The sequence below is a fragment of the Streptacidiphilus sp. ASG 303 genome, assembly GCF_020991365.1.
GTDB lineage: Bacteria > Actinomycetota > Actinomycetes > Streptomycetales > Streptomycetaceae > Peterkaempfera.
Genome location: NZ_JAJLRA010000008.1, coordinates 131778 through 152106, shown reverse-complemented (window position 1 = coordinate 152106; position 20329 = coordinate 131778). Strand labels below are relative to the sequence as shown.

The 20329-nt window shown below is 75.9% G+C and carries 17 protein-coding genes and 1 pseudogene; 8 read left to right on the top strand and 10 right to left on the bottom strand.

Going from position 1 to position 20329, the window contains the following annotated elements; all coding sequences use genetic code 11:
- Positions 1-86 precede the first annotated feature (86 nt).
- Positions 87-2741, top strand: a complete 2655-nt coding sequence (locus LO771_RS13580) for a glycosyl hydrolase (protein ID WP_230652022.1) — start codon at positions 87-89, stop codon at positions 2739-2741.
- 232 nt (positions 2742-2973) lie between these two features.
- Here LO771_RS13580 and LO771_RS13575 read toward each other — a convergent pair whose 3' ends face one another.
- Positions 2974-4266 (bottom strand): aldolase/citrate lyase family protein, encoded by a 1293-nt coding sequence (locus LO771_RS13575; protein ID WP_230652019.1) that lies wholly within the window; start codon positions 4264-4266, stop codon positions 2974-2976.
- 295 nt (positions 4267-4561) lie between these two features.
- Between LO771_RS13575 and LO771_RS13570 the strand changes: the two genes are divergently transcribed.
- The 3 genes from LO771_RS13570 to LO771_RS13560 all read left to right on the top strand — a co-directional run bounded on the left by LO771_RS13570 (position 4562) and on the right by LO771_RS13560 (position 7498).
- Positions 4562-6364, top strand: a complete 1803-nt coding sequence (locus LO771_RS13570) for a protein kinase (RefSeq protein WP_230652016.1) — start codon at positions 4562-4564, stop codon at positions 6362-6364.
- A gap of 127 nt (positions 6365-6491) precedes the next feature.
- Entirely contained in the window at positions 6492-6980 is a 489-nt protein-coding gene (locus LO771_RS13565) for a GNAT family N-acetyltransferase (protein ID WP_230652013.1), read from the top strand.
- Positions 6977-7498, top strand: coding sequence for a hypothetical protein (locus LO771_RS13560; RefSeq protein ID WP_230652010.1), 522 nt, complete (start codon positions 6977-6979; stop codon positions 7496-7498). Before LO771_RS13565 ends, LO771_RS13560 begins: the two co-directional genes overlap by 4 nt.
- Positions 7499-7550: 52 nt before the next feature.
- On the opposite strand, the gene LO771_RS13555 is transcribed toward LO771_RS13560, so the two are convergent.
- Both LO771_RS13555 and LO771_RS13550 read right to left on the bottom strand, forming a co-directional pair.
- A complete protein-coding gene (locus LO771_RS13555; RefSeq protein ID WP_230652008.1) occupies positions 7551-8087 on the bottom strand; it encodes an HAD domain-containing protein in 537 nt (178 codons plus the stop codon).
- 100 nt (positions 8088-8187) lie between these two features.
- Positions 8188-8781 carry a flavodoxin family protein gene (locus tag LO771_RS13550; RefSeq protein WP_230652005.1) on the bottom strand — a complete coding sequence of 198 codons (594 nt, stop codon included), beginning with the start codon at positions 8779-8781 and terminating at the stop codon, positions 8188-8190.
- Positions 8782-9015: 234 nt separating this feature from the next.
- On the opposite strand from LO771_RS13550, the gene LO771_RS13545 reads away from it, so the two are divergent.
- The gene (locus tag LO771_RS13545) at positions 9016-9690 is read left to right on the top strand and encodes a hypothetical protein (RefSeq protein ID WP_230652002.1); all 675 of its coding nucleotides are present in this window, start codon (positions 9016-9018) and stop codon (positions 9688-9690) included.
- A 50-nt stretch (positions 9691-9740) separates the two neighbouring features.
- Here the strand turns inward: LO771_RS13545 and LO771_RS13540 are convergent, their stop codons facing one another.
- The 4 genes from LO771_RS13540 to LO771_RS13525 form a co-directional block, all read right to left on the bottom strand.
- The gene (locus LO771_RS13540; RefSeq protein ID WP_230651999.1) at positions 9741-11231 is read right to left on the bottom strand and encodes a DUF2637 domain-containing protein; all 1491 of its coding nucleotides are present in this window, start codon (positions 11229-11231) and stop codon (positions 9741-9743) included.
- A 207-nt stretch (positions 11232-11438) separates the two neighbouring features.
- Positions 11439-11891 carry a lamin tail domain-containing protein gene (locus LO771_RS13535; RefSeq protein ID WP_230651996.1) on the bottom strand — a complete coding sequence of 151 codons (453 nt, stop codon included), beginning with the start codon at positions 11889-11891 and terminating at the stop codon, positions 11439-11441.
- Positions 11892-11999: 108 nt separating this feature from the next.
- Positions 12000-12968, bottom strand: a complete 969-nt coding sequence (locus LO771_RS13530) for an alpha/beta hydrolase family protein (protein WP_230651992.1) — start codon at positions 12966-12968, stop codon at positions 12000-12002.
- Positions 12969-13470: 502 nt separating this feature from the next.
- Positions 13471-14154 carry a DUF5701 family protein gene (locus tag LO771_RS13525; RefSeq protein ID WP_230651989.1) on the bottom strand — a complete coding sequence of 228 codons (684 nt, stop codon included), beginning with the start codon at positions 14152-14154 and terminating at the stop codon, positions 13471-13473.
- A 226-nt stretch (positions 14155-14380) separates the two neighbouring features.
- Here LO771_RS13525 and LO771_RS13520 point away from each other — a divergent pair, with 226 nt between their 5' ends.
- On the top strand, positions 14381-14596 hold the full coding sequence (locus LO771_RS13520) for a DUF397 domain-containing protein (RefSeq protein ID WP_230651985.1): 216 nt from the start codon (positions 14381-14383) through the stop codon (positions 14594-14596).
- 93 nt (positions 14597-14689) lie between these two features.
- On the opposite strand, the gene pntB is transcribed toward LO771_RS13520, so the two are convergent.
- Together pntB and LO771_RS13510 are read right to left on the bottom strand one after the other, a co-directional pair.
- Positions 14690-16108 (bottom strand): Re/Si-specific NAD(P)(+) transhydrogenase subunit beta, encoded by a 1419-nt coding sequence (pntB, locus tag LO771_RS13515; RefSeq protein ID WP_230651982.1) that lies wholly within the window; start codon positions 16106-16108, stop codon positions 14690-14692.
- Between the two features lie 5 nt (positions 16109-16113).
- Positions 16114-17673, bottom strand: a complete 1560-nt coding sequence (locus LO771_RS13510; RefSeq protein WP_230651978.1) for a Re/Si-specific NAD(P)(+) transhydrogenase subunit alpha — start codon at positions 17671-17673, stop codon at positions 16114-16116.
- On the opposite strand from LO771_RS13510, the pseudogene LO771_RS31325 reads away from it, so the two are divergent.
- Both LO771_RS31325 and LO771_RS31320 read left to right on the top strand, forming a co-directional pair.
- Positions 17672-18865 (top strand): annotated as a pseudogene (locus LO771_RS31325) (NERD domain-containing protein); the annotation flags it as partial. The gene LO771_RS13510 and the pseudogene LO771_RS31325 overlap by 2 nt on opposite strands.
- Before the next feature lie 304 nt (positions 18866-19169).
- Positions 19170-19688 (top strand): hypothetical protein, encoded by a 519-nt coding sequence (locus LO771_RS31320; RefSeq protein WP_230652246.1) that lies wholly within the window; start codon positions 19170-19172, stop codon positions 19686-19688.
- 217 nt (positions 19689-19905) lie between these two features.
- On the opposite strand, the gene LO771_RS13495 is transcribed toward LO771_RS31320, so the two are convergent.
- Positions 19906-20307: a hypothetical protein gene (locus LO771_RS13495; protein WP_230651976.1), complete on the bottom strand. Its 402-nt coding sequence runs from the start codon at positions 20305-20307 to the stop codon at positions 19906-19908.
- Positions 20308-20329: the final 22 nt, after the last annotated feature.

The following is a 20329-nucleotide window of genomic DNA, read 5'->3' as shown; positions in this document are numbered from 1 at the left end:
GTCAAATCTCGCGACCGGCCGGGTCCCTCCCGCCCCTCCCGTGGTCGGGTTCCCCCCGAACGCACATCCACGCTGGGGAGGAACTGTTGTCAGCACCAACCCGTACCAGACGGTGGCTCACGATCTGTGCCGCCGTCACCGTGTCGACCCTGGTGGGCATACCCGCCGGCCAGGCGTCTCCCGGCGGCGCAGGAAAGCCCTTCGGGGCGCGGGAGCTGGCGGACACCGCCAGGCACCGCGTCCAGGACGCGAGGAGCACCGGCGCCCACCCCTTCGCTGCGGCCGAGGACGGGGACGGGGGCGAGGCGGCCGACGAGATCGCCGAGGGCGCCGCGCAGTACGCCGAGGCCCGCACCTCGCCGGGCACGCTCCGGCCGGGCGCGTACACCGCCGCCTGGAACGCCATGCAGGCGCTGCCGCAGGCCGGGGGCCGGTGGCGGCACGTGACGAAGCTGCCCTACGACTCGGACGACCCGCGCTACCGCGACATCGACTCCAACTCCAGCGGCGGCGCCGGACGCGTCACCGGCCGCACCACCGCGCTCGCCGCCGACGGCGACGGGTACGTCTACGCGGGCAGCGCGGGCGGCGGCGTGTGGCGCTCCTCGCAGGGCGGGGGCCACTGGCAGCCGATCAGCGACCGGCTGCCCTCGCAGTCCACCGGGGCCCTGGCCCTGGACGGCGGCCGGCTGTGGCTGGCGACGGGCGAGGCCAACACCAACGCCGACGCCTACCTGGGCAGCGGCGTCTACGCGCTCTCCAACCCCCGGTACGGCGCCTTCACCGAGCGCGACCGGGTGGGCGGCCCCGAGCTGGAGAACACCACGATCCACCAGCTGCGCTTCGCCGGCGGCAGGGTCTGGGCGGCGACCAGCAGCGGCGTGTGGAGCCACTCCTCCCGCACGCTCACCGGCGCGTGGAAGCTGGAGTACGCCCCCAACCCCGACTACCTCCCCGGCCACCCCAAGGCCTCCGACCCGGACGCGCCCTACAAGAACATCACCAACGACGTCGCCGTCGACCCCCGCCACCCCTCCCGCGTGGTGCTGGCGGTCGGCTGGCGCAGCGGCGACGACTACAACGGCTTCTACGCCAAGGCGGCCGACGGCAGCTGGCATCGGCTGACCACCGGCCTCGGGGACCTGCCGACCGCGCCCGACGAGGTGGGCTCGGTGACCTTCGCCCGCTCCGCCGACGGCTCGCGCTACTACGCGATCGACCAGTCGCCGACGCAGCTCGCGACCAACCCCGACAGCTCGCTCGCCGGGGTCTACGTCTCGCGCAGCGGCTCGCCGCTCGGCCCCTGGAAGCGGATCGCCGACTACCAGACGCTCGCGAAGTCGGGCTCGGCGCTCACCGACCCGGGCTACATGCCGGGCGTGCAGGCCTGGTACAACCAGTTCCTGCAGGTCGACCCGGCCGACCCGGAGCACGTGTGGGCGGGCCTGGAGGAGGTCTTCGAGACCCGCGACGGCGGCGCGAACTGGTCGGCGCCCGGCCCGTACTGGAACTTCGGCTTCTCCTGCTGGTCCATCGACCCGTCGAAGCAGACCGGCGACTGCAACGCCACCACCCACCCCGACCAGCACGCCGTCGCGGTCGGCCGCAGCCACGGCAGGTCCTACCTGTACGTCGGCGACGACGGCGGCGTGTACCGGCGCCCGACGCGCGGCGCCGCGGACGCCTCCGGGCACGCCACCGACTGGACCTCGCTCAACGACGGCACCATCGACACCCTGCAGTACTACTCGGTGGGCGTCGGACAGGACCGGGACTTCGGCGGCGTCGCCGTCAACGGCGGCCTGCAGGACAACGGGCAGTCGATCCTGCGCGGCCGCGACCGCGTCATGGGCTCCAACTTCGGCGGCGACGGCGGCGACACCCTCACCGACCCGGGCAACGGCTGCAACATCGCCCAGGAGTACGTGTACCTGGCGCTGCAGGTGACGCAGAACTGCGCCGTCAACGACGGCTCCTGGCTCACCGACCCGTCGAAGGCCACCTCGTACGCGGTCGCCCCGCCCGACAACCGGCTCGGCGGCGCCGGGGCCCGCTTCATCGCCCCGCTGGCGGCCGACGGCAAGGACGGGAACACCTGGATCGCGGGCGGCCGGCACGTGTGGGTGCAGACCCACGGGTACGCCATCCGCAGCTCCGACGAGTGGAGGAACGCCTTCGACCTGGGCGCCGGCCACGTCGCGACCGCCGTCGCCTCCTCCGGCGGCCGGGTCTACGCGGCCTGGTGCGGCCCCTGCAACAACGTGGGCTTCGCCCGCGGCATCGCCGTCGGCAACGCGGACGGCACCGGCTGGCACCAGCTGAACCTGCCGGTCGACGGCACCGTGCCCAACCGCTACCTGTCCGGCTTCGCCGTGGACCCGGCGAACGCCGACCACGTCTACCTGGCCGTCAACGGCTTCTCCCGGCACTGGACGGAGGGACCGGGCGCCGGCATCGGCCACGTCTTCGAGTCCTGGAACGGCGGCACGAGCTGGAAGGACGTCTCGGCGAACCTGCCGGACGCCCCGGCCGACGCGCTGCTCGTGCTGCCCGGCGGCGGCGTGGCCCTCGCCACCGACCTCGGCGTGGTCTACCGGGCCCCGCACCGCAGCGGCTGGGAGGTCGTCGGCGACCTGCCCGCGGTGGCGGTGCAGCAGCTGAAGCTCGGCCCCGACGGCAAGGTGTACGCGGCGACGCACGGGCGCGGCATCTGGTCGGTGAAGGCGGCCGACCTGCGCTGACCCCCGTCCGGGCCCGTCCCGGACCCGCCCGCCGACCCCGCGCCGACCGCCGGCGCGGGGTCGGCTGCGTCCGGGGCCGGCTGTGTCCGGGGCCGGGCATGAGGGGCCGGGCATGAGGGGCGCGGGCGTGGGGGGCACGGGCGTGGGGGGCGCGGGGCGCGGGGGACAGCGCGCGGGGTGCGGGGACAGCGAACGGAGTGCGGGGGACAGCGCGGGGCGCGGGCGGGCGCCCTCAGCCCGCGGGTCCGCGCCCCGACAGGGCCTCCAGCCGGGCGCGGTCCAGTCCGGACGCCCGCTCGACCTCCGCCGCGTCGAGCGCCCCGCAGTCCAGGCCGCGCAGCAGGTGCCCGGCGAGCGCCCGCGCGGTCGCGGGCTCGTCCAGGACGGCGCCGCCGGAGGTGCGGGCCAGGTACGCGGCGAGGCGGCGGCCGTTCCCGGCCAGCCCCTCGCGGTAGAAGCCGTACACGGCGGCGTAGCGGGTCGGCAGGTGGCCGGGGTGCATGTCCCAGCCCTGGTGGTACGCGCGGTGCAGGGCCCGGCGGACCAGGGCGTGGTGCAGCCGCCAGGCGGCGTGGACCTCGGCGGTGGTGCCGGTCGGCAGCACGTTCACCGAGCCGTCGGAGAGCCGGACGCCGGTGCCGGCCGCGGCGACCTGCATCACGGCCTTGGCGTGGTCGGCCGCCGGGTGGTCCGGGCTCTGCTGGGCCGGTCCGACGCCGCAGGCCGCGCTGTAGTCGAAGGTGCCGTAGTGCAGCCCGGTGCAGCGGCCCCGCGCCGCGTCGATCATGCGGGCGACGGTGGCGCGGCCGTCGGCGCCGAGGACGGCCTGCGTGGTCTCGACCTGGATCTCGAAGCCGATCCGCCCGGCGGGCAGCCCGGCCGCCTCCTCGAACCCGGCGCACAGCCGGACCATCGCGGCCACCTGCTCCGGGTACGCCACCTTGGGCAGGGTGACGCGCAGCCCCTCCGGGAGGCCGCCCCCCGCGTCGAGGAGGGCGGTGAGGAAGAGGTCGAGGGTGCGGACGCCGCGGCTGCGGGACGCCGCCTCCAGGCACTTGATCCGGATGCCCGCGCAGAACGGCCCGGAGCCCTCGGCGGCGGCCTCCGCCAGCAGGCGGGCGGCCCGGACCGCGGCGGCGTCCTCCTCCGCGTCGGGGCGCATCCCGTAGCCGTCCTCGAAGTCGACCCGCAGGTCCTCCACGGGCTCGCGGGCGAGCTTGGCCCGGACCCGGCCGTGCACCTCCTCCGCGGCCGGGCCGGCGGGCAGGCCAAGGGCGGCGGCGAAGGCCGCCGGGCCGGGCGCGTGGGCGTCCATGGCCGCCAGGGCCCGGTCGCCCCAGGAGCGCACCGTGCCGGCGTCGAGGACGTCCGCGGGGACGTAGACGGTGTGCACCGGCTGCCGGGTGCCGGGGTCGCCCGGGTAGCGGCGGGCGAGGTCGGCGTCCACGGCGGCGAGCGAGGCGTCCACGTCCGCGCGCAGCGCGGCGGGGAGCGTGGTGCGGGCAGGGGTGTCGTGCTGCGCCATCCGCGCCCCTTCCGGGGGTCCGGTACCGGTTTCAACACTCTGTTGACGGGACGCTAGCCAGCGCCGTCCGCGCCGTCAACGGCGTGCCCGGCCGCCGCGGCGCGCGTCGGGGCGTCACGACGCGCGGCGGGGCGGTCCCCTCACCGCGGCGCGGGACCCGTCCCGGGTGAACCCTTCGGCGCCCGGCCGCGTCATGCGTGCAGCAGTACGCCGCCGCCGCCCGGGCGGCGGCCGGTCCGCCGCCCCGATCCGCCGCCCCGCGCCGGAGCGGGGCTCGACCGCCACCCGAGGAGCCATGGCCACCAGCCGCGTTCTTCCCCTGGTCGACGGAGACGTCGCCGAGATCGGCCCGTACCGGGTCCTCGGCCGGCTCGGCGCGGGCGGGATGGGCATCGTCTACGCCTGCGAGGGCCGGGACGGCCGCCGGGTCGCGGTCAAGGCGGTCCGCGCCGAGATCGCCGGCGACCCGTCGTTCCGCGCCCGCTTCCGCCGCGAGGTGGACCTGCTGCGGCGGGTCACCGGCCCCTGCCTGGTGCCGCTGCTCGACGCCGACACCGACACCGCCCGCCCCTGGCTTGCCACCGAGTACGTCGCCGGCCCCACCCTCCACGACCACCTGGCCCGCCACGGGGCGCTGCCCGGCGCCACCCTGACGGCCCTGGCGGCGGGCGTCGCCGACGCCCTGCACCGGGTGCACGCCGCGGGCGTGGTGCACCGCGACCTCAAGCCCGGCAACGTCGTCCTGGCGTCCGACGGGCCGCGGGTGCTCGACTTCGGCATCGCCCGCGTCCTGGACGAGACGGCGATCACCCGGACCGGCGGCTGGACCGGGACGCCCGGCTGGACCAGCCCCGAGGAGTACCGGGGCGACCGGGGCGGCACCGCGGCGGACGTCTTCGCCTGGGGCGCCCTGGTCGCGTACGCGGCCACCGGACGGCTGCCGTTCGGCAGCGGGGCACCCGACGCCGTGGCGTACCGGATCATGCGGGAGGAGGCCGACACCGCGGGGGTGCCCGCAGGGCTGCTGCCGCTGGTGAGGGCCGCGCTGGACAAGGACCCGGCGCGGCGGCCCGCCGCGGCGGAGCTGGTGGGGCGCTGCCTGATCCTGCTGTCCGCCGGGACGCCCCCGGGCGGCGGGGGCACGACGGGCGGCGATGCGCTGGAGTCGGCCCTGGCGGCGCACTGGCGGGTGCCGTACGGGCCTGAGGCGCCCCACCGGTGGGCCGGCGGCGAGCCGGTGCCGCCGGGCGACGGATGGGACCTCGACGGGTGGGACCTCGGGGGACGGGGCTTCGACGGGCGGGGCTTCGACGGACGGACCGGCTGGGAGGCCCGGGGCGGGCCGGCGCCGGACGAGGAGTGGACCGTCCCCGGCGGGCGCCGCCCCGGCCGGCCCCGGCTGCTGGCCGCGGTCGCCACGCTCGTGCTGCTGGCCGGCGGGGGTGTCGGGTACACGGTGGTCAACCAGGTGTCGGGCGGCGCCCGGGAGTCGGCGGGCGGCGCGGCCGCCCCGGGGGCCGCCGGGCCCGGGAACGGCGCGGCGCGGGCCGTCCCGCCGGCCGGGGGGACCCCGGGCGCGGCCGCCCCGGGCGGCGGGACGGGGGGCGCCGGTGCCGCGGGGGACGTCGGGAGCATCGACCCGGGGATCACGGTCTCCGGCGCCTTCGGGACCAGGGCGGTGCTGACCGTGCCGGACCGGCCGCCGCGGGGCGAGCGGTTCGCCGTGCGCCTGGTGAGCGCCGGCGACGGCCGGGTGGTGCGCCGGCAGGACCGGGTGACCGTCGACTACACGGCGGTGGACTGGACGGAGGGCAGGGCCGTGCCCAGCTCGTACGACCCGGGCGAGCGGCCTCAGCTCTTCCAGGCGGGCGCCGACCAGGTGATCGGGGCGCTGGAGCACACCGTGATCGGGCGGCGGGTCGGCAGCAGACTGCTGGTGGTGGCGCCTCCGGCCGAGGCGTTCGGCCGCAAGGGGAGCCCGGGCCTGGGGGTGGGCCCGGGGGCCACGATGGTCTTCGTGCTCGACATCACCTCGGCGGTCCGGCCCGGCGCCGCCGGCACCGGCAGCGCCTCGGCGCCCCGGACCTCCAGCGGGTGAACCTGCGCCGCCCGGCCGCGCTCCCGGCCGGCCTGCGCCGCCCGCTACGCCCCGCAGGCCGGCCGGAGCGCGCCCGCCGGCCGTAATCCGCTCGCGCCTCCCCCGGGCCGGGCGCCATGCTGGGGCCGTGACGATCAGAGAGGCGACCCCGGCGGACTGGCCGGCGGTCTGGGCGTTCCTCCAGCCGATCATGGAGGCCGGCGAGACCTACACCTGGCCCCGCGACGTCGGGGAGGAGCAGGCGCGCGGCATGTGGATGCTCGACGCCCCGGGCCGCACGGTCGTCGCGGTCGACGCCGACGGCACCGTCCTCGGCTCCGCCAAGATGAACCCCAACCACATGGGCCCCGCCGCGCACATCGCCAGTGCGAGCTTCGCGGTCGCACCCGCGCACTCCGGCCGCGGCACCGGCCGGGCGCTGGGCGAGCACGTGCTGGCGTGGGCGCGCGCGGAGGGCTACCGCGCCATGCAGTTCAACGCGGTCGTGGAGACCAACACCCGGGCCGTGGCGCTGTGGCGCTCGCTCGGCTTCGAGGTGATCGGCACCCTGCCGGAGGGCTTCCTCCACCCGGAGCACGGCTACGTCGGCCTGCACATCATGCACCGGCGCCTGTGAGCGCGGGCGAGGACGCCGCACCGCTGACCGGTACCGGCCGCGCCGCCCCCGGCAACGCCACCGCCCGGTGCGCCGCCCCCGCCGCCCGCACCGCCCCCACGGCGGACTCCGCCCTGCCCGGTGGCCCACCGGGCCTCCGCGCCGTCGGCGGCTCCCCGGACGCCCCGGCGGTCCCGCGCGTGCCGCACGTACCGCACGTACCGCACGTACCGCACGCGGCGCGGCGCGTCCCGCCCGCCGTGCGGGCGCGGCTGCTGCTGGACGACGACGGACTGCCGACCGATCGGGACCACACGACCGGCGGGGACACCGCCCTGATCGCCGGCGACCCGCCGACTCCGCTCTCCCCGGTCAGCGGCCTCCGCCGGGACCAGGACGCCGTCGTCGCCGGCCTGTCCGGCTCCTGGGGTCCGGGCCGGGTCGAGGGCCGGGCCCCGCGGATCGAGCTCCTCGGACGGAGGGGCTGCGGTCGCGCCGGGCTCGGCCTGCTCCGCGGACGGACCCTTCTCACGGACTGACGGCTCCGCACTTCACCCGGTGGACGGGCAGTGGAGTCCCGGTGACACGGGATCAGTCGCCGACGGATCCGGCCGCCCGCTGCAGCCATGCGTGAAGAGCCTCGAAATCATGATCGGTGAGGCCTCGACGCGGATCGACACGATGGAGCAGGGCATGTCCTCGATGGTGCGCGGAGACCCAGGTGCGGTCGGTGTCGGTGATCTCGTCGTCGACCCAGGCGAACGAGCGCCCTGCTGCCCGGCCGACAAGAGCGCGGGTCTTCCAGTGCAACCCGTTCCGCTCGTCCTGCTCATCCACGTCGGACGGCTCCGGCCAGGCCACCACGGCCAACGGCGGCAGGCCGATCCGTGGCGCGACGCACTCGTTCGCGTCGTCCATCCACGTCGTGGCCCAGGCCAGTTCGCACGGCAGCGCCGCCAGCCGGGGCCCGTGCGCGGGATTGATCCTGGCCAGGAGCGGATTCGAGCCGCCTTCCCGCAGGTGGGGGCCGGTCCGGTACGTCGGGTACTGCTGCGGCGCCGCCCCGAACGGGATGAGCGGTCCGTCGACATCGAGGAAGAGCAGCGGGCGACGTGGAGAACCGGTCACGGCAGCACGATAATGGCGCGCCCCGGTGGTCCCGCCCCGATGCTCCCGGCTTGATTCTCCCGGCTCGACGACGCCGCCCGGCGGGGACCGCTGCCGCCCGTCACCGGGCCGGCGCCTCCGCCGCCTGCGGGAAGCGGGCGAGCGGCGCCTCCCGGGCGAAGAACGTCCCGGCGCGCTCCAGGGCGCCGGTGTCGGCCAGGACGTCCCCGGGCCTGGTGCCGTTCCCGAGCAGTACGCCGCCGAAGCGCATGCCCATGTACGCGGCCGTGTGGTGGAGCGCGCCGACCAGCGGGCCGGCGGTCCCGGCGTCGCCGGCCATCGCGGTGACGCCCCACAGGGTGCGGCCCGCCATCGCGGCCTTGAAGTCCCGGCCGGGGAGGCGCAGCCAGCCGCTCCAGTGGTCGAGGTAGCGCTTGGCCTCGGCGGAGAGGGTGTACCAGTACAGCGGCGAGGCGATGACGACGTCGGTGGCGGCGAGCGTGGCATCCAGCAGGTCCGCCTCCTCCCCCACCGGTGCGGCCCTGGGCCCGTCTGCGTGGCGGACGTGGGAGAAGTCGGGCAGGGGACGCTCGGCGAGCCTGACCCACCGCTGCTCCGTGCCGGGCGGGAGGTGCCCGGCGGCCGCGCGGGCCGGCAGCTCGGTGTTGCCGTCCGGGCGGCTGCTGCCCAGCAGGAAGAGGAACGAGCGGGACATGGACGTCCTTTCGGTCTGCGGGCGCTGTGGAAGGTCAAGTCCGCCGCCGCCGGGCGTGTTCCGGGACGCCCTCCGGCGCCGGAGGGCCCCGGACGCGGCGGGCCGAGGCCCCGCGGACCCGCTGCCGGGCGTGCGCCCGCATCCCCCGGGGCGCACGGCCGCCGCAGTCACTGTCAGTGGTGTCGTCTATACATGGGGTTCCGACTTTCGCCGGACGACGGGGGGAACACCACGATGGCGGAATCCCGGACCAGCGACACCCAGACGCCCGCCGCGGCCGCCGACCGCGAGCGCGGCGGACGGCACCGCGCCTACTACACCCTCGCCTCGCTGCGGGCCCGCGGCTGGACGCCGTCCATGGTCCGCGACCTGCTGGGCGAGCCCGACGCCCAGGGGCGCAGCCCCTTCTACGGGGCCGAGGCGCCGACCCGGATGTTCGCCGTCGGCCGGGTGGAGGCCGCCGAGGGCACCGAGGAGTTCGCCCGCACACTGGCCGCCGCGGCCCGGCGGTCGGCCGCCGCACGTGAGGCCGCGGCGCGGCGGCGGCGGGAGGTGCTGGACCGCATCGCGGCCGAGGCCGTCGCGGTGCCCCGGCTCGCACGGGACGAGCTCGCCGAGCAGGCCGTGCGGCACCGCAACCGCCGCGACCGCGAACGGGCCTGGGACCGGCCGGACCACGTGCCCAGGCCCGCGGTCCTGGCCACCACCGACACCGCGACGCTCGCCCGCTGGCAGGTCGACTACCTGCGCCACCGGCTCACCGGGTACGACGCCCTGCTGGACGGCCTCCACGGCGGGGCCGGCCGCACCGAGGCGGCCCAGCTGCTGCGGGAGCGGCTGCTCGACGCCATCGCCCGCGCCTACCCGGAGCTGGCGGCGGAGTGCCGCCGCCGGCTGGCCGAGCGGTGAGCGGGCGGCCGGCGGGCGGGCGGCCGCCGCGGGCAGGCCGACCGCAGCGGCTACTCGCGGCCCAGCTCGGCGTACCGCTCCTGCAGCTGCGGCCAGGCGCGGCGCAGCTGGTCCGGGCTGACGGGCTGCCCGGGGCGGCCGGTCACGCCGTGCTGGTGGAAGAGGTGCTGGGAGAGCCGGAAGTGGTCAGGCTCCTTGCCGTACGTGTCGATGTAGGTGCAGAGGCCCTTGAGGTAGACGTCGAGCTTCTGCTCCCTGGACGACGCAGCGGGCTCGGGCTCCCCGGGCTCCGGCGCCTCCGGCACCCCGGGCCACGACTCCTCCGGCCCGCCCACGGGCCCGGAGGAGGGGGCGGGACCGGCGGACGGGCCCGGCGCGGGGCCGGGTCCGGGTCCGGGGTCAGGGCCCGGGTCGGCCCGAGGCGCCCAGGCGGCCTCGGGGTCCGCCTCCGGGCGCCGCTGGGGCTGCGGCTGCGGCGGCCCGTCCGCGTACGGCTGCGCCTGCCGCGGCCTGGGCACCCGCAGGGGGCGCCGGTGGCCGTTGGCCGAGGCCACCAGGTCCTCCTCGGGCTCGGCATAGAGCTCCGCGTAGGGCTCCGTGGAGGGCTCCGCAGGCGGTTCCGAGGCCTGCTCGGGGACCTCCGGGTCCGCCGGCACCGGTCCGGCCCCGGGCGCGGCGTCAGGCACGGGGCGGGACCCGGACCGGGGCACCGCCCCGGACACGGCCCGGGCCGCCGCCCCGGCGTCCGGGGCTCCCTCCCGGGACGCCTCGGGCTGCTCCGCCGCCACGGCGATCTCCTGCATCCGGGCGGCCCCGTCCAGGACGGGCGCGGCCGGCTCCCGCCCGTGCCCGGGCGCCGGGTCGGCCCCGCCGCCGCGCTCCAGCGCGGCGATGTCCAGCGGGACCCCGTACCGGGCGAGCTTCAGCGGCAGGACCGCCTCGATCGGGGCGGTCCGGCGCCAGGCGCGCCCGTACCGGGCGCGCAGCCGGGCCCGGTACACCAGGCGGTTCTGCTCGTGGCGGACCACCTCGTCGTAGGAGCGCAGCTCCCAGAGCTTCATGCGGCGCCACAGCCGGAAGGTGGGGACGGGGGCGAGCAGCCAGCGCACCAGCCGGACGGACTCCATGTGCCGGTCGGCGGTGATGTCCGCGATGCGGCCCACCGCGTGCCGGGCCGCCTCCACGACGACCACGAAGAGCACGGGGATGGCGGCGTGCATCCCCATGCCCAGCGGGTCGGGGTAGGAGGCCGCGGCGTTGAAGACCACGGTGGCGCCGGTGAGCAGCCACGCGGTCTGCCGCAGCAGCGGGAAGGGGATACGCAGCCAGGTGAGGACCAGGTCCAGGGCGAGGAGGACCACGATCCCGGCGTCGACACCGACGGGGAAGGCGTAGGAGAAGGTGCCGAAGCCCTTGCGGAGGGCCAGCTCGCGCACCGCGTTGTAGGAACCGGCGAAGCCGATGCCGGCGATCAGGCAGGCGCCCGCGGCGACCACGCCGATCAGTGCGCGGTGCGCGCGGGTTATCGAGGGACGTGCCACGACGCTCTCATCCTCCGGGTCTCGGCGCCACCGGACGGGACAGCTTGCCACACCCCGGTTTCCGGCGGACGGCGCGGAGGGGGTCGGCCCCCTCCGGTGCACCCGCCCCGGACCGGCACCGCAACGCCGTCCGGCCGGCGCCCGCCCCGTCGGGCGGCCACCGGCCGGACGGGCGGGCCGGAGCCCGGCATCCCCTCGGACGGAACGTCAGCAGGAGGTCCAGTCGCGGTCGGCGTTCGCGTAGGAGCAGGTGTCCTGGACGGCGCCGGAGGAGCGCCTCAGGGTCGCCCTGTCCCGGTCGTTGTTCCAGACGTAGGCGCGGCGCTGCTGGTAGAGGTGGGCGGCGGAGTTGCGGCCCTGGCCGGTGTGGACGGTGACGGTCGCGCCTGCCCGGAGGGTGAAGGCGGGGAAGACGTAGGCGTGGCGGGAGGCGTCCGTGAGGGTCCAGCCGCGCAGGCTGACCGGCCGGGAGGTGGAGTTCCTGATCTGGACGTACTCCGCGTCGAGGCTCGCGTTGGAGCGCGTGTCCCTGCCGGGGCTGTCGTAGTAGATCTTGGTGAGGTGCACCGATCCGGCGGCCTGGGCGGGGGCGGCGGTGAGCAGCGCGGCGGTGCCGAGGGCGGCGGCTGCGGCGACGGCGGGTATGCGACGGGGCCTCATAGGGGCCTGCCTCTCCTGGAGATGACGGAAGCGGGTCCGCAGCCTAGCCGGGATGAGGCGGCGCCACAGCACATTGTCATATTTGACTCAGTTCACGACATGATCCTGTCACCGATGGGCCGCAGCGAGGGACCGGCCGACGAAGGCGAAGGCCTCCGGCATGACGCGCCGCCAGAAGCCGTCGGTGTGCTCGCCCCGCGGGAAGTGCCGCTCGACGACTCCCCCGCGGTCGGCGAGCACGCGGGCCGCGTCACAGAACGGGTCCTCGGTGCCGCACCAGACCCCGAGGCGCCGGCCGTGCGGCCGGCCGAGGGCGAGCAGCGGCTCGTGGGCCCGCCAGTCCGCCTCCCCGTCGTAGCCGCCCGTGGTGGCCGCATCCGGCCAGGTGCGGAAGACCGCCGGGCTGAGGGCCGCGACGGCGTCCACGGCGCCGCGTCGGCCCAGGGCGTACTGGAGGGCGCCGGAGCCGCCCATGGAGATGCCCAGCACCGCCCGCGGCTCCCCCGCCGTGGAACGGCCCAGCCCGCGGGCGCGCAGCCAGCCCGGAACCTCGTGCAGCAGCATCGCCTGCGGGTCGCCCCCGCCGCGCCGCCGGTGCCAGTAGGTGGCGTCGCCGCCGTCCACCGCCGCCACCACGAAGGGCGGGACGCCCGCCCGCACCGCGGCCGCCAGGAACTGCGGCATCCCCAGGGCCACCAGGGTCCGCGCGTCGGCGCCCCGGCCGTGCAGGGCCAGGCAGACGGGCAGCCGCGCCGGATCGTGGCCGGGCGGGGCCATGGTGACGAGCCGGACCGCGCCGCCGCGGGCCCGGGAGCGCTCGGTGACGGTGTGCACCGGCCCGGGGGCAACGTCCGGGACGGTGCCGTCGGGGCCGGTCAGACCCAGGGCGCGGCGCAGCCGGACGCCGCCGGGCAGCACGTCCTCGACCACGGCGGCGCCCACGCCCCCGCCCAGGACGACCGCGCCGCCCCCCAGCGCGGCCAGCAGCACCCCGCGCCTGCCCGGCCGCCGCACCTCCGCACCGCCCGCCGCACGGGAGACCCCCGCCCGCTCCGCCCCGGCCCCGTCCACCCGCATGCCCGTCCTCCCCGTGTTCCGTGTCCCGCGTGTCCCGCGCCGCGTGTCCCGCGTTCCCTGCCCCTGCCCCTGCCCCTGCCCCTGCGTCCTCGTTGCGCACCGCGCGGTCCATCCCGGTGACGGCAGATCATCCCACCGGTGCACGACCGGCCGACCGCCGGGGAGCGATCGCGGGGCCGGCACCGTGCTGCCGGGACTGCGGGGCCGGAACCGCAGTGCCGTCCGCCGGTCGGGCGGCCGTGGTGCCGACCACCGGGCCGGGTCCCGCAGGACAGTCGCCGAGCCGGAGGCGCGGAACCTGCCCCAGGGCGGCCGGGGCCGCCCCGGGGCGGAGCACCGACGGAAGGGGCCGCCCTGGAGGCGACGGAGCCGCGTCGGAATCCCGACGGAACACCCGCCGGAACCCCGACCGGACCGCACGGGGAACCCGGGTGAGGACGCCGGCAGGACCCGGGCAGCGGCCCTGGCAGCAGTACCGGGCCGCCCTGCCGGGGCAAGCCTCTCAGCCCACCGCGGCCGACCGGTCCGCGCCGGTTCCCACCCGCGCGGCGGCGGACGCCATGCCGAGCCAGGTGTGGGGGTTGCCCGCCCAGCACCAGCCCAGCTTCGGCGCGCCCCGGCTGATCCACACCGCGGGCACCCGTCGGTCACCGCAGCGCGAACCCCCCAGCGAGAAGCACCTGTTCTTCTCCAGCGCCCCCGGGTGCAGGGTGACGAGGGCGATGCCCTCCTCGATGGTCAGCGGGCTCCTCCCCCGCGCCGCGACCGCCTCCACCGCCTCGTCGGGCACCGCCCCGCAGAACTCCTCGCCACGGTCCACGTCGAGCAGCAGGTAGGCGCCGCCCGCCGGGAGGACGACGCCCCCGGCCGGAGCGAACCGGGCGAGGTCACCGTCCCTGTAGTTCCGGTCGACGACGCCCGGCCGGTCCTTCCCCGCGAGCGTCGTCCGGGGGACGGACTCCTCCACCGGCACCAGGTCGCGGGTCACCACCAGCAGGAACGGCACCCGCCCTCCGCTCGGCGGAGCCGTCCCCGCGCCGCGCGCCACGGCGACCTCACGCAGCGGGGCCAGCATCGCGGCGAACGCGCTCGCGTCCACTCCGGCCGCCTCCGGGTACCCCCGGTCGACGAGCACCCCCAGCTGCCGGTCGAACTCCGCCCCCGCGTCGCATCCGTCGAACGACACCGCATCCCCTTCCGTCGGCCTGCGCGGTCAGCTCCCGTGCATCGCAGGAGCCGCCCGGGCCGTTACCCGCCCGAGGCGGGACGGCTGCAGGGGCCGCACGCCTGAACCCCCGGCGCCCGACGGGCGTTCACCGGTTCGTACGCGCCGGAGGGCACACCGGCCATGGCGCTGCGGACCGACGGCGGCAGGACAGCGGGCACGCCCCGAGAAGGAGGACGCGGAAACCATGGACACGGCAGGCACGCACGACGGCCCGACCACCTGGCACAAGTCCGGCCACAGCATCCCGGACGGGGACTGCGTCGAGGTCCGCGACCGGTTCGACCTGGTCGACGTCCGGGACTCCAAGGACCCCCACGGGGCGGTCCTCTGCTTCTCGGCCGACGCGTGGACCGACTTCATCAGCGGCGTGCGGGCCGAGGAGTTCCCCGGGCACGCCTGAGACACGGGAACGGGCTCCCGTGCCGCCGGGGCGGCGGCACGGGAGCCCGGGCCCGGGGAGCCCGCGCGGGGCCGGGGCCGGCCCCGTCGCGGCTCACACCGGCGTGCCCAGGGCGCTCAGGATGTCCTCGACCCGGTCCCTGGCGTCACCGAAGAGCATCCGGCTGTTCTCACGGAAGAACAGGGGGTTCTGCACGCCGGCGTAGCCGGGGGCCATGGACCGCTTGAAGACGACGACGTCCTCCGCCTCCCAGACGCGCAGGACGGGCATCCCGGCGATCGGGCTGGCGGCGTCCTCCTCGGCGGCGGGGTTGACGGTGTCGTTGGCGCCGATCACCAGGACGACGGACGACTTCGCGAAGTCGTCGTTGATCTCGTCCATCTCCAGGACGATGTCGTAGGGCACCTTCGCCTCGGCGAGCAGGACGTTCATGTGGCCCGGCAGCCGTCCCGCGACGGGGTGGATGCCGAAGCGCACCTCGACGCCCCGTTCCCGCAGCCTGCGGGTGAGGTCGGCGACCAGGTGCTGCGCCTGGGCCACGGCCATCCCGTACCCGGGGGTGATGACCACCGAGGAGGCGCCGCGCAGCAGCCCGGCGGTCTCCTCGGCGGTGATCTCGCGGTACTCGCCCTGCTCGGCGGAGGCGGCGGCGGGCGCCTCGATGCCGAAGCCGCCCGCGATCACGGAGAGGAAGGACCGGTTCATCGCCTGGCACATGACGTACGAGAGGTAGGCGCCGGACGAGCCGACGAGCGCGCCGGTGACGATGAGCAGGTTGTTGTTCAGCAGGAAGCCCGAGGCGGCGGCCGCCCAGCCGGAGTAGCTGTTGAGCATCGACACCACGACCGGCATGTCGCCGCCGCCGATGGAGGCGACCAGGTGCCAGCCGAGGGCGAGCGCCACCGCCGTGACCGCGATCAGCAGCCCGAGGCCCGGCTGCACCACGAAGAGCACGGTGAGGACGGCGAAGGCGGCCAGGGCGCCGAGGTTGAGCGCGTTCCTGCCCGGCAGCATCAGCGGGCGGGACTTGATCCGCGCGGACAGCTTCAGGTAGGCGACGACCGATCCGGTGAAGGTGACGGCACCGATGAAGACGCCGATGAACACCTCGGCGTGGTGCACGCCCAGCAGGGAGCCGGGGACCTCGGTCCAGGTTCCGGGCTGCGCCTCGACGTCGAGGTAGCCGTTCCAGCCGACGAGGACGGCGGCCAGGCCGACGAAGCTGTGCAGGACGGCGATCAGCTCGGGCATGCCCGTCATCTCGACGACGCGGGCGCGCCAGAGCCCGATCCCCGCGCCGATCGCCATGGCGGCGGCGGCGAGGCCGACGCCGGTCGCGGGGATGCTGCGCGAGGCGAGCCCGACCGTGGCAGCCAGGGCGACCGCCATGCCGGAGACGCCCAGGACGGTGCCGGAGCGGGAGGTCTCGTGCCTGGAGAGTCCGGCCAGGCTGAGGATGAACAGCAGGGCGGAGACGATGTAGGCGGCCTGGGTGGCCGTTGCAGCGGTCATGGGCCTCAGTCCTTCGTGAACATGCTGAGCATGCGGCGGGTGACCGCGAAGCCGCCGAAGATGTTGATGCTCGCCAGCAGGACCGCGGCGAACGACAGCACGTCCACGGCGGTGTGCCCGTGCCCGATCTGGAGCAGCGCGCCGACGACGATGATCCCGGAGATCGCGTTGGTGACCGACATCAGCGGGGTGTGCAGTGCGTGGTGCACGCTGCCGATGACGTAGTAGCCGATGACGACGGCCAGGACGAAGACGGTGAAGTTCCCGGCCAGCTGGTTCGGCGAGAACCCGGCGAGCAGGAACAGCGCCGCCGCGCCCAGGCCGACGACCGCGAACCTGCGGCGGTCGGTGAGCGGCGGCTTCGACCTCTTCCCCACGGCGGGCTTCCCCACGGCGGGCCCCGCGGTGTCCGACGGCCGCGTCACGGGCGCGGCCGACACCTCCACCGGCGGTGGCGGCCATGTCTTCCCGCCGTCCCGCACGACCGTCATGGACCGCTGGACCACGTCGTCGAAGTCGAGGACGACCTGTCCGTCCCTGCCCGGCGTCAGCAGCTTCATCAGGTTCACCAGGTTGGTGCCGTAGAGCTGGGATGCCTGGGCGGGCAGCCGTCCGGCCAGGTCCGTGTAACCGATGATCGTCACGCCGTTGTCGGTGACGACGACCTCGCCGGGGACCGAGCCGGCGACGTTGCCGCCCTGCGCGGCGGCCATGTCGACGATCACGCTGCCCGGCCGCATGCTCGCCACGTGCTCGGCCGAGATCAGCCTCGGCGCCGGGCGGCCGGGGATGAGCGCGGTGGTGACGATGATGTCGACGTCGGCGGCCTGCTCGGCGTAGAGCGCCTCGGCGCGCCGGTCGTAGTCGGCGGACGTGGCCTTGGCGTAGCCGTCGGCGCTCGCCTCCTGCTCGACCTCGACGGCCAGGAACTCCGCCCCTAGCGAACGCACCTGGTCGGCGACCTCCGGGCGCGGGTCGGTGGCCCGGACGACCGCGCCGAGGCCGCCCGCCGCCCCGATCGCCGCCAGGCCGGCGACCCCGGCCCCGGCGACCAGCACCTTCGCCGGCGGCACCTTGCCCGCCGCCGTCACCTGGCCGGTGAAGAAGCGGCCGAACGCGTGGGCCGCCTCGATCACCGCCCGGTAGCCGGCGATGTTGGCCATCGAACTCAGCACGTCCAGCGACTGCGCGCGGGAGATGCGGGGCACGGCGTCCATCGCCAGCACCGTGAGCGAGCGCTGGGTGAGCGTGTCCACGAGTGCGGGGTCGAGGGCGGGTCCGATCAGGCCGATCAGCGTCGCGTCGTCGCGCAGCGCGGCGACCTCCCCGGCGGAGGGCGCGACGACCTTCAGGACGACGTCGGACCGCCAGGCCTCCTCACGGCCGACGACCTGCGCGCCCGCCCCGGCGTAGGACGCGTCGGTGAAACCCGCGCGCAGGCCGGCGCCGGACTCGACCACGACCTCGTAGCCGAGGCCGGCCAGCTGACGCACCGTCGCGGGAGTCGCCGCGACGCGGGCCTCCCCCGCGGCGGACTCCGCGACCACACCGAGCCGTTGGACCATGGATGCGACCTCTTTCCCTGGATCTTCCGCGGATCTTCCCTGGAACTTCAGTGGTTCCCCGGTGGTTCTTCAGTCGTTCCTCGCCGAATTCCCACCCGGTGGCGCAGGCGCGGGACGCCCGCCGGCCCGGGCGGCCGCCGTGCCGGTGTCGTACGCGCGGGGCAGGCGGCGGGTTCGGGGCAGGGCCGCCGGGCCGCAGCCGTGGTCGGCACGGCCCGCACCCCGCCTTCTCCCCCGGTCAGGGGGCGCCGGGCCCGTCCGGCGGTCATCGTTGCGTCTCCCGCACGGGGTGACAACACCCCCTCGTCCGCGGACCGGGACGGCCCGCCGCCGCCTCCGGGGCGCCGGACGCCCCCGCGACCGGGGCGCGCGCCGGGGCACGGGGCGCCCCGACCGCACCGCCCCGCAGGTCAGGGCCGGTCGGGGGCCCGCGGCGGCGCATCCGCCGCGCGGACGGGAACGGCCCGACGGCGCCCGCGCGGGAGACGCCGCGGGTGCTACGTGTCACACGGCCCGGGTGCGGTTTCGGGGCGCCCCGGAGCGGCAGGGGAAAGGCCTGGACAGATCCGCCGTGGCGGACCGGCCCGGGACCGGCTGGATCGACGGAGCCCCGGCAACGCGGAAGGCAGGGCCGCAACCGGCGCCGCGTCAGGTCACCCGTTCGGCTCTGCCGCAGTCCGGCGGTGGAGGACGCCGACAGGCACACGACCGGGCCTCCGGGGCCTGCCCCGGCTGTCGGCATCCGCCAGTAGGGTCTGCCGAGCAGTTCGTGGAGGAAGCGGTCAGAGGTGGAGGCCCAGCGGTGACGGCAGCGATCAGGCCCGCATCCCCAAAGCCCGGAGCGCAGCCGGAGCAGAAGCGCTGGTTCCAGACGCGCAAGTCGCCGTTCCCCTGGGAGCAGGAGGCGCTGGACCACATCAGGTCGCTGATGCCCCGGGCCAAGCCGTACCGGGCCTGGGCGACGTTCTCCTTCACCGCCGCCTCGGGCCGGATCAACGAGTGCGACCTGCTGATCGCCACGCTCGGCGGCCTGTACCTCGTGGAGCTGAAGGGTCATCCCGGAACGGTGGCCAACACCGGTTCGACCTGGAGCTTCCGCGGCCCGGACCGGGTCCGCACCATCGACAACCCGCTCCACCTGACCGACCTGAAGTCCAAGGAGCTGAAGAGCCGGCTGGAGTGGGCGGCGCGCAGGTTGAACCTCAGCGGCCCGCGCGCCCGCATCCCGCGGGTGGAGCCGGCGGTCTTCCTCTCGGACCCGGGGCTGCGCTCGGAGCTGGACGAGGTGCAGCGGGTCCGCGTGTACGGCCGCGACGACGCGGAGACCGGGCTGGGGCGGATCTGGGGCGACCTGCTGGGCCGCACCGCGCAGCGTGACAGCCAGCGGGTGACCGCCGAGTTCTCCCGCGACGTCCTGCCCAGGCTGCTCGCCGAGATCGGCATCACCCAGTCCCAGGCACACCTGAACTTCAGCGACGGCTGGAAGCTGGAGCCGCGTGCTCTGGACGCTGCACTCCTGGGTCACCGGTGCCCTCCGCAATCAATGGGAGGACGAATGGACCCTGGGCCGACGTGTGGACCATGCAGCCGTCGAACAGCTGCTCGACATCGCCTTCCGCCACCAGGAGCTCCGCAGACACCTGTCCGCCGACTGCGTCGACGCCTCCGGCGACCCGGACTGGCGGCCCCTGGTCATGCACAAGGACGAGCCTCGGCCCCGGCCGGCGAGCCTCTGCACCGCCCCGCATGCGAACGGCTTCTTCGCGTTCAGGGCCACACCGCCTTGCCGGTTCGCGCTCTGCACGAGTGCGGAGGAGGACGACGGCTCCAGCGACTGGGAGCTCGTCGTCCTCCCGAACGGCGGACGCGCCGCGCACTTCAGCGGGCAGTCGATGATCCGGCACGGGCGCAGCTTCGTGCATCTCCCGGACGAGTTGAGTAACCACCCGGAGTGGTCCGCCCAGCTCTTCGCCGGTCTCGCCGCCATGTCCAGGGCCCGGCGGTCACAGGGCTGACCCGCACGCGTACCTGTGTTCCGCGCGGTTCAGGTGTCCTGGAGTCCCCCGACGGGATGAAGGTGCAGCGCAGCGGGTCGAGGCCGGTGACGCGGCCGGATGCGCCCGGAGACGGGATTCTGCGGATTCGCCTGCGCTGAGACCGAGGTGCTCCGCAGCACCCGGGACCGCGGGCATGAGGACGACGAAGCGGAGGGACAGGTCGGCCCCTGTCCGGTCAGTACGCCCGGAGCGGGTCGCGGCCGTGCTCGGCCACCCACTCCCGGTGCACCTGCTCGGACTTCTCACCGAGACAGACCTTGCAGAACTCCCAGAAGTCGAGCAGGACGTCGAGCGCCTGGTCGAGGGTGAAGGTGCCGCGTACGTGCTCGACCCAGTCGTTCTCGATGGAGACGCCTTTGGGGGAGATCTCGGTGGTGTGCGCGTTGCCGCCGAACTCCTCCGTCACCGCGAAGACGTCCTGCTCGGCCTTGCGCACCAGGTCGAGGACCTGGAGCACCGAATAGGGGGAGAGCTGGATGTCGGAGTCGACCCACTGCCCCAGCACGCTCAGCTCTTCGGGGCCGGTGTACCGGGGCGCCTTGCCGTCGAGGGAGTAGTAGTCCGTGATGCGCTGCACAGCGCGTTCTCCTTGGTTCTTG

Coding starts and splice junctions, on each gene's coding strand:
- LO771_RS13575 (WP_230652019.1), bottom strand. CDS start 4,266: ATGGCGCAGCACGACACCCCTGCCCGCACCACGCTCCCCGCCGCGCTG.
- LO771_RS13570 (WP_230652016.1), top strand. CDS start 4,562: ATGGCCACCAGCCGCGTTCTTCCCCTGGTCGACGGAGACGTCGCCGAG.
- LO771_RS13550 (WP_230652005.1), bottom strand. CDS start 8,781: ATGTCCCGCTCGTTCCTCTTCCTGCTGGGCAGCAGCCGCCCGGACGGC.
- LO771_RS13545 (WP_230652002.1), top strand. CDS start 9,016: ATGGCGGAATCCCGGACCAGCGACACCCAGACGCCCGCCGCGGCCGCC.
- LO771_RS13535 (WP_230651996.1), bottom strand. CDS start 11,891: ATGAGGCCCCGTCGCATACCCGCCGTCGCCGCAGCCGCCGCCCTCGGC.
- LO771_RS13530 (WP_230651992.1), bottom strand. CDS start 12,968: ATGCGGGTGGACGGGGCCGGGGCGGAGCGGGCGGGGGTCTCCCGTGCG.
- LO771_RS13520 (WP_230651985.1), top strand. CDS start 14,381: ATGGACACGGCAGGCACGCACGACGGCCCGACCACCTGGCACAAGTCC.
- pntB (WP_230651982.1), bottom strand. CDS start 16,108: ATGACCGCTGCAACGGCCACCCAGGCCGCCTACATCGTCTCCGCCCTG.
- LO771_RS13510 (WP_230651978.1), bottom strand. CDS start 17,673: ATGGTCCAACGGCTCGGTGTGGTCGCGGAGTCCGCCGCGGGGGAGGCC.